We start from the raw sequence: 12,369 nt of genomic DNA, 5'->3' as shown, positions 1-12,369 counted from the left end.
TCCGACGCCGTTGCGCAACCGCCGTACGCCCCATTCCCGAGGCTTAAAGATCTTTCCGTCATAACTCCTTTCAACAAGCCGGGCAGAGCGGCGGCAGAAAGGAGCATCTGGACATGGTATTCGATTTCTTGCGTCGTGGATCGGCTGAGAAGGCCCCCGAGGCAAAAGTAAGCGCAGCCGGGCCGGTGGTGGCTTGGCAGACCGGCGGTCGCGTGGCTTGGAGCCCGCGGGACACCGTCTCGCTGACGCACGCGGGGTTCACGGGCAACCCGGTGGGGTTCCGGTCGGTCAAGCTGATTGCCGAGGCCGCGGCGGCGCTGCCTCTGGTGCTGCAAGACGACGCGCAACGGTACGAGACGCACCCGGTTCTGAGTCTGATGCGCCGTCCGAACGCGGCGCAGGGCAAGGCCGAGCTGCTGGAGGCGCTGTTCGGGCAGTTGCTGCTGTCGGGCAATGCCTATGTCGAGGCGGTGCAGGCCGAGGGCGGGCTGCCGGTCGAGCTGCATGTGCTGCGCTCGGACCGGATGAGCGTGGTGCCGGGGGCGGATGGCTGGCCCAGGGCCTATGACTACACCGCCGGGGGCAAGACGCACCGGTTCCCGGCCGAAGCCATCTGCCATATCAAGTCGTTCCACCCGCAGGATGACCACTATGGCTTTTCGCCCCTGCAGGCGGCGGCGATGGCGATCGACGTCCACAACAGCGCCTCGCGCTGGTCGAAATCGCTGTTGGACAATGCCGCGCGGCCCTCGGGGGCGCTGGTGTGGAAGGGCGGCGACGGGCAGGGCGTGATGGCCGAGGAACAGTTCCGCCGTCTGAGCGACGAGATCGAGGCGAACTATCGCGGCGCGCGCAACGCCGGGCGTCCGATGGTTCTGGAAGGCGGGCTGGATTGGAAGCCGATGGGCTTTTCGCCCTCGGACATGGAGTTTCAGAAGACCAAGGAAGCCGCCGCCCGCGAGATCGCGCTGGCCTTTGGTGTCCCGCCGATGCTGCTGGGGATCCAGGGCGACGCGACCTATTCGAACTATCAGGAGGCCAACCGGGCGTTCTATCGCCTGACCGTTCTGCCCCTGGTGACGCGGGTGGCGGCGGCGTTGTCGGACTGGCTGTCGGGCTTTACCGGCGAAGATCTGATGCTGAAGCCCGATCTGGATCAGGTGCCGGCGCTGGCGGCGGAACGCGATGCGCAATGGGCGCGGGTGGCCAATGCCGATTTCCTGACCGATGCCGAAAAGCGTGCTCTGCTGGGCCTGCCGGCGCTGGCGGAGACGGCGGATGGCTGACACGCCGGGATACCCGCCCTTTGACTGCGCGCCGGGCCTGCGCCTGGCCGCGCACGAGAGGGTGGCCGAGATCCAGCATGCGCATCTGTGCAGGCGGCTGGATCAGATCGAGGAAATGATGGAACGGCTGGAGCGGCGGTTGTGGCTGACGGTCTATGGCGTGGCGGCGGTGATCCTAGCGCAGGCGTTCCAGTCATTCCTGACGGTAGCGCCATGAATTCAGTGGCTTACGAGGAGTTTTTCATGGATTTGGAACGCAAGTTCGCGCGGTTCGGCGATGGGCTGTCGGTGACCGAGGACGCGGTGATCGAGGGCTATGCCAGCCTGTTCGGCCAGGTCGATCAGGGCCGCGACGTGGTGCAGAAAGGTGCCTATGCCGTATCGCTGGCCGGGCTGAGGGCGGCCGGTCAGCGGGTCAAGATGCTCTGGCAGCACGATCCGACGCAGCCCATCGGCGTGTGGGACGAGGTGCGCGAGGATGAGCGCGGGCTGTGGGTCAAGGGGCGGTTGCTGGAAAGCACCCAGAAGGGGCGCGAAGCGGCCGAGCTGATCCGCGCGGGTGCGCTGGACGGGCTGTCGATCGGCTATCGCACAAAGCGGGCCGTGAAGGATGACAAGGGCCGGCGGCTCTTGACGGAACTGGAGCTGTGGGAGGTGTCGCTGGTGACCTTCCCGATGCTGCCCAGTGCGCGGGTGGCGGCAAAGGGGACGGACCCCGATGCCGAGGACACCTGGCGCAGTATTGCCGAGGTGTTCGAGAACGCCCGGCAGGAGCTGGCGCGAACCTAGCGCGCCTCAACCCCCACCCAGAAAGGAAGTGCTGATGAGCAAGACCGAGACCGCGGCCTTGACCGGAGAGGGTGTGCCCCTGGTTCAGGAGGTGAAGCAGGCGATGGCTGGCTTCGTGAGTGAATTCAAGGGCCTGAAGGCTGAAGTTCAATATAAACTGCAACAGACAGAAGAGCGACTGACCATGCTGGATCGTAAATCAACCATTGCGGCGCGCCCGCATCTTGCGGCCTCGACCCTGGAGGAAGCGCCGCACCAGAAGGCCTTTGACGCCTATGTGCGCTCGGGCGACGACGATGCCCTGCGCGGGCTGGAGATGGAGGCCAAGTCGCTGTCGACGGCCGTCAACAGCGATGGCGGTTACCTAGTCGATCCGCAGACCGCCGAGATGATCAAGTCGGTGCTGAAATCCACCGCGTCGATCCGCTCGATCGCGTCGGTCGTGAATGTCGAGGCCAATTCGTTCGACGTGCTGATCGACCACACCGATGTGGGCGCGGGCTGGGCCGATGAAACCGCGGCCGCCTCCGAGACCGGCACCCCGTCGATCGACCGCATCTCGATCCCGCTGCACGAGCTGAGCGCGCTGCCCAAGGCCTCGCAGCGGCTGCTGGATGACAGCGCATTCGACGTCGAGGGCTGGCTGGCGGGCCGCATCGCCGACAAGTTCGCCCGCGCCGAGGCGGCGGCCTTCATCAACGGCGACGGCATCGACAAGCCCAAGGGCATTCTGATCCATCCGGCGGTGGATAATGACGTCTGGACCTGGGGCAACCTGGGCTACGTGCCCACCGGTGTTGCGGGCGGCATCGATGCGGATGCGATCGTTGACGTGGTCTATGCGCTGGGCGCGCAGTACCGCGTGAACGGCACCTTCGTCATGAACTCGAAAACCGCAGGCGTGATCCGCAAGCTGAAGGACGCCGACGGCCGCTTCCTGTGGTCCGACGGCCTTGCCGCCGGCGAGCCCGCGCGCCTGATGGGCTATCCGGTGCTGATCGCCGAGGATATGCCCGATCCGGGCACCGACAGTTTCTCGATCGCCTTCGGTGACTTCTCGGCCGGCTACACCATTGCCGAGCGGCCTGACCTGCGCGTGCTGCGCGATCCGTTCAGCGCGAAGCCACATGTCCTGTTCTATGCCACCAAGCGCGTGGGCGGCGACATCAGCGACTTTGCCGCGATCAAGCTGGTGAAATTCGGCACCGCCTAAGCGGTGACGGATCCGGGGGGCCGGTGGGCCGGTCCCTCGGGCGGCGGGCGCGGGCCGGGGTGAGATCCCCCGCGTTGTCTAGCTGCTCCCCTCCGTCCGAGCAACGTGGGGCGGCACGTGCCCGCCATTTTCCAAGGATGCGGCCCCCGGAGGGGTCCGAGATTGCGGAGTGAATGGATGATGTTGATCGAAGAAACCGCCATCGCGGATGCGGCGCTGCCGGTGGATCAGTTCAAGGCGCATCTGCGGCTGGGCACGGGATTTGCCGAGACCAGCCTGCAGGACGACGTGTTGAAAGGGTTCCTGAGGGCGGCGATGGCCGCGATCGAGGCGCGCACGGGCAAGGTGCTGATATCGCGCAGTTTCACATGGACGCTAAGCCGGTGGCGCAACGACGCGGGCGAGGTCCTGCCGGTTGCGCCGGTGACGAGTATCGACGCGGTGATGCTGACCGACGCGCTGGGCGCCCAGCAGGTGGTGGCGCCCGGGACCTACCGCCTGGAGCGGGACAGCCAGCGTCCCTGCCTGCGGCCGATGGGGGCTCGCCTGCCCGCCATTCCCAACGGTGGAGAGGCGACCATCGCGCTGACGGCCGGGATGGCGGCGGACTGGGGCGGACTGCCGGCCGATCTGGGGCAGGCGGTGCTGCTGCTGGCGGCGCATTACTATGAATACCGCGACGAGACCAGCCTGGGCGACGGCTGCATGCCTTTCGGCGTGACCAGCCTGATTCAGCGCTTTCGCATGGTGCGCTTTGGCGCGGGGGTGATGCAATGAGCGTGCCCCGTCTGAACAGGCAGTTGGTGCTGGAGGCCCCGGTGCGGGTGGCCGACGGTGCGGGCGGCTATGCCGAGACATGGACACCTCTGGGCACGCTGTGGGCCAAGGTGACGGCCCGCACGGGGGCGGAACGCGCGGTCGCGAATGTGCCGGTGTCGCGCGTGAGTTACCGCATCGTTGTGCGCGGCGCGCCCGAGGGGTCGTCGATGCGCCCGGCGCCCGATCAGAGGTTTCGCGAGGGCGAGCGGCGCTTCGTGATCCGTGCCGTGGCCGAATACGACGCGGCCGGGCGCTATCTGACCTGTTTCGCGGATGAGGAGGTGGCGGCATGAGCTATGGCGTTTCGGCGGCGCTGCAGGCGGCGGTGTTCCAGCAATTGGTGGCGGATGCCCAGGTGGGCGCGCTGAGCGGCGGCGCGATCTATGACGCGGTGCCTTCGGGGACGGTTCCTCAGACCTACGTGACGCTTGGCCCCGAAGAGGTGCGCGAGGCTTCGGACAAGACGGGGCAGGGCACTTTGCATCGCTTCACCGTATCTGTGGTCTCGGAGGCCGCCGGGTTCGGCGCGGCCAAGACGCTGGCTGGGGCCGTGTGCGACGCGCTGGACGACGCCGCATTGACGCTGGATCGGGGGCGGCTGGTGGGGCTGTGGTTCGAGCGGGCCTCGGCCCGGCGCACCGGGACCGGCGGCGCGATCCGGCAGATCGACCTGAGATTCCGCGCCCGCGTGGAAGACAACTAAGCAATCAATGGAGAGAGCATATGGGTGCCCAGAACGGTAAGGACCTGCTGGTCAAGGTGGACATGAACGGCACGGGTCTGTTCCAGACCATCGCGGGGCTGCGGGCCACGCGTATCAGTTTCAACGCCGAAAGCGTGGATGTCACCACGTTGGAAAGCCAGGGCGGCTGGCGCGAGTTGCTGTCGGGGGCGGGGGTCAAGTCGGCCTCGATTTCCGGATCGGGCGTGTTCAAGGACGCCGGCACGGATGAACGCGCGCGGCAGTTGTTCTTTGATGGTGAAACGCCCGCCTTCCAGGTGATCATCCCTGATTTCGGCATCGTCGAAGGCCCGTTCCAGGTGACCGGGATCGAGTATGCGGGCTCGCACAATGGCGAGGCGACCTATGAGATGAGCCTGGCCAGCGCCGGCGCCCTGACCTTTGTGGCGCTGTGATGGTCAATCCGTGGGCGGGAGAAGTGGCGCTGGTGATCGATGGCCAGCGCCGGTTGCTAAAGCTGACGCTGGGCGCGTTGGCCGAGCTGGAGCAGGAGCTGGGCGCAGGGTCGCTGGTGGAGCTGGTGCAGCGGTTCGAGAGCGGCGCCTATTCCAGCGGTGACGTGCTGGCGCTGATCCTGGCGGGGCTGCGCGGAGGCGGGGCGGATGTGACCCGCGCCGACATGCTGCGGGCCGAGATCGAGGGCGGCCCGATGGCCGCGGCGCGGGCGGCGGCCGAGCTGCTGGCGCGGGCCTTCATGGTGCCGGGTGAGTCATGAGCGGCTTTGACTGGCCCGGCATGATGCGGGCCGGGCTGCACGGGCTGCGGCTGACGCCGGATCAGTTCTGGCGTCTGACCCCGGCCGAACTGCGGCTGATGCTGGGGCAGGGACGCGGGATTCCGGCGATGAACCGGGCGCGGCTGGAGAAGCTGCTGGCCGCCTGGCCCGACAAGATACGAGGAGAGCGTGATGGCGGAAAATGACGGGTTTGACGACCTGCAGGAGCGCGGCGAGGCGCTGGGCGATGCCCTGGGCGATGCCGCCACGATGGCGGCGGCCTTCGATGCCCAGATGAAGCGGGTCAGCGCCGCTTTTGAAGAGACCGGGAAGGATGTCGCCACCTTGGAACGCGGCATGTCAACCGGGCTGCGTAAGGCATTCGACGGCGTGGTTCTGGACGGCATGAACCTGTCGGAGGCGCTGGACGTTCTGAAGAATTCGATGATCCGCACGGCCTATTCGGCAGCGATCAAGCCGGTGACGGATCATTTCGGTGGCATGCTGGCCAATACGGTCGGCGGCTTGGTGCAGGGGCTGCTGCCCTTTGCCGACGGTGGCAGTTTCGCCCAGGGGCGCGTCATGCCCTTTGCCAATGGCGGCGTGGTCACCGGGCCCACCATGTTTCCGATGCGCGGTGCGACCGGGTTGATGGGCGAGGCCGGCCCCGAGGCGATCATGCCGCTGGCGCGCGGACCCGACGGCAAGCTGGGCGTGCGCAACTCGGGCGGCGGACGGGCGGTGAACGTGGTGATGAACATCACCACACCCGACGTTCAAGGCTTCCGCCGCAGCCAGGGCCAGATCGCGGCCCAGATGAGCCGCGCCCTGGGGCGCGGCAATCGCAACCGGTAATTTGGGGAGCAGGACATGAATTTCCACGAAGTCAGATTTCCCGCCAGCCTGAGTTTCGGCTCGGTCGGCGGACCCGAGCGGCGCACGGATATCGTGACGCTGGCCAACGGGTTCGAGGAACGCAACACGCCTTGGGCGCATTCGCGGCGGCGCTATGACGCCGGTTTGGGGATGCGGTCGCTGGACGACATCCAGACGCTGATCGCCTTTTTCGAGGCGCGTAAGGGGCAGATGTACGGCTTTCGCTGGAAGGACTGGTCGGACTACAAGTCCTGCGCCGCCACTGCCGAGGTCGACATGGGCGACCAGGTGATCGGTCAAGGCGACGGGGTCACGACCGTGTTCCAACTGGTCAAGACCTATGCCTCGGGCGGGGTCAGCTATGTCAGGCCCATCGTCAAGCCGGTGCTGGGTACGGTCAAGGTGGGGCTCGATCAGGACGAGGCCCGAGAGGGCGTCGATTTCGAGGTGGACCTGAATAGCGGTCTGATTCAATTCGCGGTCCCGCCGGCCGAGGGGGTCGAAGTGACCGCCGGGTTCGAGTTCGACGTGCCGGTGCGCTTCGATACCGACAGGATCCAGGTCAGCGTGGCCAGCTTTCAGGCAGGCGACGTACCCAATGTTCCGGTGGTGGAGGTGCGGGTCTGATGAGCGGCGACAAGCAGGCATTGCTGACCCATCTTCAGTCCGGCATGACTACGGTCTGCCGCTGTTGGGCGATCACTCGAACCGATGGCGTGTCCTTCGGTTTCACCGACCATGACCGCGAATTGGCCTTTGACGGACTGGTGTTCAAGGCAAGCTCCGGTCTGACGGCCTCGGCGATCGAACAGGCAACGGGCCTGTCGATCGACAATTCCGAGGCCATGGGCGCCCTGACCGATGCGGCCGTGCGCGACGAAGATATCGAGGCCGGCCGGTTCGACGGCGCCGAGGTGCGGGCCTGGCTGGTCAACTGGGCCGCGCCGGACCAGCGGATGCTGCAGTTTCGCGGCTCGATCGGCGAGTTGCGGAGGGCCGGGCGCGCGTTTCATGCCGAATTGCGGGGGCTGACCGACCGGCTGAACCGGCCATTGGGGCGGATCTACCAAAAACCCTGCACCGCGATTTTGGGCGACAAGGCCTGCAAGTTCGACACGACCACGCCCGGTTATTGGGCTGAGGTCGCGATCGCCGCGGTCGGCGACGGCCCGGTCTTGCGCCTGGAAGGAGCCGCGGAGATTGACGCGAGCTGGTTCGATCGGGGCCGGCTGGATGTGTTGAGCGGCGCATCGCAAGGGCTGTGGGCGACGATCAAGACGGATCGGCCGGTCTCGGGTGGGCGCGAGGTTATGCTGTGGTCCGGGATCGGTGGGCGCCTTTCGGCCGGTGACCGCGTCCGGCTGACGGCGGGTTGCGACAAACGGATGAGAACCTGCCGGTTGAAATTCGACAATCTTCTGAACTTTCAGGGATTTCCCGACCTGCCAGGCGAAGACTGGGTGATGGCCGTGCCCAAGCAGGGAAAGCCGTACAAAGGAGGGAGCCGACGGTGATGCCGACCCGACATGACATTGTGAGCGAAGCGCGCCGCTGGTTGGGGACACCGTATGTCCACCAGGCCTCGGTCAGAGGGGCGGGCACCGACTGCCTGGGCTTGCTGCGTGGCGTGTGGCGCGCCGCAATCGGGGACGAGCCCGAAGCAGTACCGGCCTACAGCCAGGACTGGTCCGAGCCACAGGGCGAGGAGCGGATGTGGGCGGCTGCCCAACGCCACCTGATCGAACGCCCTGACCTTAGCCTGGCCATCGGAGCGGTGCTGCTGTTCCGCATGCGCGACCGAGGCGTTGCCAAGCATCTGGGCATCGTCAGCGAGACCGGCCCGGTGCCGCGCTTCATCCATGCCTATTCAGGGCACGGGGTGGTTGAAAACGCTCTGAGCGATCCCTGGCGCCGCCGGGTGGTCGCCTGTTTTGATTTTTCTTTGGAGGACACCTGATGGCGACCATTCTGTTATCGGCGGCCGGGGCCGCGCTGGGCGGGTCCATCGGCGGAACGGTGGCCGGCCTGTCCACGGCGATCGTCGGCCGTGCCATCGGCGCCACGCTGGGCCGTGTGATCGACCAGCGCCTGATGAGCCAATCGGTGATGGGAAGCGGCAGCGAAGTGGTCGAGACCGGGCGGCTGGACCGCTTCCGCCTGACCGAGACCGGCGAAGGCGCGCCCGTGGCCACCGTTTTCGGCCGGATGCGCGTGGGCGGGCAGGTCATCTGGGCTTCGGATTTTCTGGAGACGCGGTCGACCACGACCACGACGCAGTCTGCCGGGGGCGGCAAGGGCACGCCCAAACCCGCCGAAGTGACGACGACCACCCACAGTTACAGCTACTCGGTGTCGCTGGCGATTGCGGTCGGGGCAGGAAAAATCGCCGACGTTTCGCGCATTTGGGCCGATGGTGAGGAAATCGAGCGCACCAGCGTGAACATGCGGATCTATCGGGGGACGGATACTCAACTGCCCGACCCGTTGATTGAATCGATCGAGGGCACGGGCAACGTGCCGGCTTATCGCGGCACGGCTTATGTGGTGATCGAGGACCTGCAACTCGGCAGATTCGGCAACCGCGTGCCGCAGTTCTCGTTCGAGGTGATCCGCCCCGATCAGGAGGATATGCCGAACTATGAGAGCGAGCTGCAACGGATCGTGAAGGGCGTTGCCCTGATGCCGGGCACGGGCGAATACACCCTTGCCAGCAGTCAGGTGAACTATGGAAAAGGGAAGGGGCGGACCTGGGCCGCAAATGTCAACGCGCCGTCCGGCCAGCCGGATTTGGTCGACTCGCTGCGGGCGTTGCGCCGGGAATTGCCCGCTTGCGAAGCAGCCTCGTTGGTCGTGTCATGGTTTGGGGATGATCTGCGGTGCGGCCAATGCAGCATTCGACCCAAGGTTCTGCGACGGGATGTCGATGGCATGAACATGCCGTGGAACGTGGCCGGGGTGGCTCGCAGCGCGGCTGCGGTCGTCGAGGAGATTGACGGCCGTCCGGTTTATGGCGGGACCCCGGCGGACGTGTCGGTCATCGAAGCCATCGCGCACCTCAAGGCCACGGGCAAGCGGGTCATGTTCTATCCGTTCATCCTGATGGATCAACTGCCGGGGAACGGCCTGCCGGACCCGTGGTCCGATGCGGGCGATCAGCCACATCTGCCTTGGCGTGGGCGTATCACGCTGGACGTTGCGCCGGGGCGGGACGGGTCTGTGGACGGAACGGCTCAGGCCGACGCGCAGGTGGCCAGCTTCTTTGGCGCGGCCAAGGCGTCGGATTTCTCAATCGGCGCGGGCACCGTCACCTATTCGGGGCCGCAGGAATGGGGGCTTGCGCGCTTCATCCTGCACTATGCCGCCCTTTGCAAAGCGGCCGGGGGGGTCGACTCATTCTGCATCGGGTCCGAGATGCGGGGTCTGACCCAGATCCGCGGCGCGTCGGGATTTCCGGCCGTGGACCGGCTGCGGACCCTCGCGGCCGAAGTGCGCCAGATTCTGGGGCCGCAGACCCGGATTGGCTATGCGGCCGACTGGTCCGAGTATTTCGGCTATCAACCGAGCGACGGCAGCGGAGACCGGTATTTTCACCTGGATCCCCTATGGGCCGACGACAACATCGACTTTGTCGGGATCGACAACTACATGCCGATCTCGGACTGGCGCGACGGAGACGGGCATCTTGACGCCAAATCCGGTGCGCGGTCGATCTATGACCTTGGGTATCTGCGCGCCAATATCGAAGGCGGGGAGGGCTATCACTGGTACTATGCCTCGCCGGAGGAGCGCGACGCCCAGATCCGGACCCCGATCGAGGATGCCGAACATGGCGAACCATGGATCTGGCGGTACAAGGACATCCGGAACTGGTGGTCGAAGCCGCATCACGAACGCATCGGCGGGGTACGGCAGCCCGCGCCCACCGCATGGGTGCCCGGGGCGAAGCCCATCTGGTTCACCGAACTGGGCTGCGCGGCTATCGACAAGGGAACCAACCAGCCCAACAAGTTCGTCGATCCGAAATCCTCGGAATCGGACCTGCCAAGATACTCGAACGGGCTGCGCGATGACTTCATCCAGGTTCAGTACCTCAAGGCCACCTTGGGCTATTGGGCGGACCCGCAGGTGAACCCGGTCTCCGAGATCTATGGCGGGCCGATGGTGGATGTGTCGAATGCCTTTGTCTGGGCCTGGGATGCGCGGCCCTATCCGACCTTTCCGAACCTGCGCTCGCAATGGAGCGATGGGGCCAACTATGCGCGCGGTCATTGGCTGAACGGGCGGTCTGGGTCGCGCACTCTGGCCTCGGTTGTGACCGAAATCTGCCATGGCGCAGGGGTGACCGACATCGATGTGTCGGGCCTGTACGGCGTGGTGCGGGGCTATGCGGTCGAAGACGTGTCGGATGCACGCTCCGCCTTGCAACCGCTCATGCTGCGCTATGGGTTCGACGCGGTCGAGCGCGACGGGATGCTGGTGTTCCGTATGCGCGAGGGTCGGCATTCACACGACCTTGAACTGGACCAGATCGCGGAAAGCCCCGAGATCGAAGGGCGCGTGCAGTACCTGCGCGAGGCCGAAGCGGAAATGGCGGGCCGTGTGCGTCTGCGGTTCGTGCAGTCGGATTCCGACCACGACCTTGTGTCGGAAGAGGCGGTGATGCCCGATGACCGGACCCACTCGGTGGCCGTGAATGAAATGCCCTTGTCGATGACCCGGGCCGAGGGGCGACAGACCGTCGAACGTTGGCTGTCCGAGGCACGCGTGTCGCGCGACACGGTTCGGTTTGCGCTACCGCCATCACTGATGCACCTGGGCGCCGGGGACGTGGTGCGCCTGCCTTCGGCGAATGCGGCGTCGAATGCCTTGTATCGCATCGACCGGGTCGAGCAGGCCGACCTGCAGCTGGTGGACGCAGTCCGGATCGAGCCAGCGGTCTATGACCGGTCGGACATGGAAGATGACGGAGCCAGCGCCAAGCCCTATGCCGCGCCGGTACCGGTTCTGTCCTATTTCCTGGATCTGCCGCTGATCACCGGTGCGGAAAAGCCGCACGCTCCTTTTATTGCGGCGACGGCCGACCCCTGGCCGGGCAGCGTTGCCGTCTATGCCTCGGATCGGGATGAGGGGTACGAATTGCGCGACGTTCTGCCGGGGCAGGCCGTGATCGGATTTGCCGAAACCCAACTGCCCAGGGCTGCGGCCGGGGTTTGGGACGAAGGCGCCCCCTTGCGGGTCAGGCTTATTGACGGGGTGCTGCAGTCGCAGTCGCGGGCTACCTTGCTGAACGGGGCGAATCTGGCGGCCATCGGAGATGGAACCGCCGGCAACTGGGAGCTGTTCCAGTTCGCCGACGCGCAGTTGCAGGAACCCGGTGTCTACGACCTGTCGGGGCGGTTGCGGGGCCAGTTCGGCACCGATGCCCTGATGCCGGACTACTGGCCGGTAGGGTCGGTCTTCGTCCTATTGGACGAGCGCATCTATCAGGCCAGCCTCGCCCGCACCGAGCGTCGCGTCGAGCGGCATTTCCGGATCGGGCCGGCAACGCGGGGTTACGACGACGAGTCCTACACCCACAGGGTCGAAACCTTCGACGGCAACGGACTGCGCCCCTATGCGCCGGTGCATCTGCGCGCTCTGCATTCGGCGGGCGACGACCATCTGACCTGGGTTCGCCGGACCCGGATCGACGGAGACGACTGGAGCTTTCTCGAGGTGCCCCTGGGTGAGGAATCCGAGGCCTATCTGGTTCGTATCAGCGCCGGCGGCGCGTTGGTGCGCCAAGAGGTAGTCTCCGTTCCGGCCTGGACCTATACGGCCGCGATGAAATCTGCCGACGGCGTCACCGGTTCCTATGGCGTTGAGGTCGCGCAGGTTTCGGCCAGCTATGGCCCGGGCCCCGCGGCGCGAATGACCGTGGGCTAGGTCG

At 66.1% G+C, this 12,369-nt stretch carries 15 protein-coding genes; all 15 read left to right on the top strand.

Features of this window, described 5'->3' with window-relative positions; genetic code table 11:
* The first annotated feature begins 113 nt into the window (after positions 1 to 113).
* Positions 114 to 1,286, top strand: a complete 1,173-nt coding sequence (locus AC2FME_RS01680) for a phage portal protein (protein ID WP_496799442.1) — start codon at positions 114 to 116, stop codon at positions 1,284 to 1,286.
* The gene (locus AC2FME_RS01675) at positions 1,279 to 1,503 is read left to right on the top strand and encodes a GTA head formation protein, RCAP_rcc01685 family (protein ID WP_093962401.1); all 225 of its coding nucleotides are present in this window, start codon (positions 1,279 to 1,281) and stop codon (positions 1,501 to 1,503) included. Before AC2FME_RS01680 ends, AC2FME_RS01675 begins: the two co-directional genes overlap by 8 nt.
* A 26-nt stretch (positions 1,504 to 1,529) precedes the next feature.
* Entirely contained in the window at positions 1,530 to 2,075 is a 546-nt protein-coding gene (locus AC2FME_RS01670) for an HK97 family phage prohead protease (protein WP_496681094.1), read from the top strand.
* A gap of 34 nt (positions 2,076 to 2,109) precedes the next feature.
* Positions 2,110 to 3,288 (top strand): phage major capsid protein, encoded by a 1,179-nt coding sequence (locus tag AC2FME_RS01665; RefSeq protein ID WP_496799441.1) that lies wholly within the window; start codon positions 2,110 to 2,112, stop codon positions 3,286 to 3,288.
* A gap of 177 nt (positions 3,289 to 3,465) precedes the next feature.
* Complete coding sequence (locus AC2FME_RS01660) at positions 3,466 to 4,065, top strand: head-tail connector protein (protein ID WP_496799440.1); 600 nt, start codon at positions 3,466 to 3,468, stop codon at positions 4,063 to 4,065.
* On the top strand, positions 4,062 to 4,400 hold the full coding sequence (locus tag AC2FME_RS01655; RefSeq protein ID WP_496686490.1) for a phage head closure protein: 339 nt from the start codon (positions 4,062 to 4,064) through the stop codon (positions 4,398 to 4,400). The genes AC2FME_RS01660 and AC2FME_RS01655 overlap by 4 nt, the downstream gene beginning before the upstream one ends.
* Complete coding sequence (locus AC2FME_RS01650; RefSeq protein ID WP_496686487.1) at positions 4,397 to 4,810, top strand: DUF3168 domain-containing protein; 414 nt, start codon at positions 4,397 to 4,399, stop codon at positions 4,808 to 4,810. Before AC2FME_RS01655 ends, AC2FME_RS01650 begins: the two co-directional genes overlap by 4 nt.
* 20 nt (positions 4,811 to 4,830) lie before the next feature.
* Entirely contained in the window at positions 4,831 to 5,244 is a 414-nt protein-coding gene (locus tag AC2FME_RS01645; protein ID WP_170370664.1) for a phage major tail protein, TP901-1 family, read from the top strand.
* The gene (locus AC2FME_RS01640) at positions 5,244 to 5,564 is read left to right on the top strand and encodes a gene transfer agent family protein (RefSeq protein ID WP_496796036.1); all 321 of its coding nucleotides are present in this window, start codon (positions 5,244 to 5,246) and stop codon (positions 5,562 to 5,564) included. Before AC2FME_RS01645 ends, AC2FME_RS01640 begins: the two co-directional genes overlap by 1 nt.
* Positions 5,561 to 5,770: a rcc01693 family protein gene (locus AC2FME_RS01635; RefSeq protein ID WP_496799439.1), complete on the top strand. Its 210-nt coding sequence runs from the start codon at positions 5,561 to 5,563 to the stop codon at positions 5,768 to 5,770. The genes AC2FME_RS01640 and AC2FME_RS01635 overlap by 4 nt, the downstream gene beginning before the upstream one ends.
* Positions 5,757 to 6,419 (top strand): RcGTA-type gene transfer agent tail tape measure protein, encoded by a 663-nt coding sequence (locus tag AC2FME_RS01630; protein ID WP_496799438.1) that lies wholly within the window; start codon positions 5,757 to 5,759, stop codon positions 6,417 to 6,419. The genes AC2FME_RS01635 and AC2FME_RS01630 overlap by 14 nt, the downstream gene beginning before the upstream one ends.
* Before the next feature lie 15 nt (positions 6,420 to 6,434).
* A complete protein-coding gene (locus AC2FME_RS01625; protein WP_496799437.1) occupies positions 6,435 to 7,067 on the top strand; it encodes a phage distal tail protein, Rcc01695 family in 633 nt (210 codons plus the stop codon).
* A complete protein-coding gene (locus tag AC2FME_RS01620) occupies positions 7,067 to 7,954 on the top strand; it encodes a phage/gene transfer agent baseplate hub protein (protein ID WP_496799436.1) in 888 nt (295 codons plus the stop codon). Before AC2FME_RS01625 ends, AC2FME_RS01620 begins: the two co-directional genes overlap by 1 nt.
* Positions 7,954 to 8,397: a C40 family peptidase gene (locus tag AC2FME_RS01615; protein ID WP_496799435.1), complete on the top strand. Its 444-nt coding sequence runs from the start codon at positions 7,954 to 7,956 to the stop codon at positions 8,395 to 8,397. The genes AC2FME_RS01620 and AC2FME_RS01615 overlap by 1 nt, the downstream gene beginning before the upstream one ends.
* Complete coding sequence (locus AC2FME_RS01610; protein ID WP_496799434.1) at positions 8,397 to 12,365, top strand: baseplate multidomain protein megatron; 3,969 nt, start codon at positions 8,397 to 8,399, stop codon at positions 12,363 to 12,365. The genes AC2FME_RS01615 and AC2FME_RS01610 overlap by 1 nt, the downstream gene beginning before the upstream one ends.
* Positions 12,366 to 12,369 lie beyond the last annotated feature (4 nt).

This window comes from Ruegeria sp. BHSC026, from assembly GCF_059613065.1.
The sequence above is the reverse complement of the archived record's forward strand: the minus strand, read 5'-3'. Positions and strand labels throughout refer to the sequence as shown.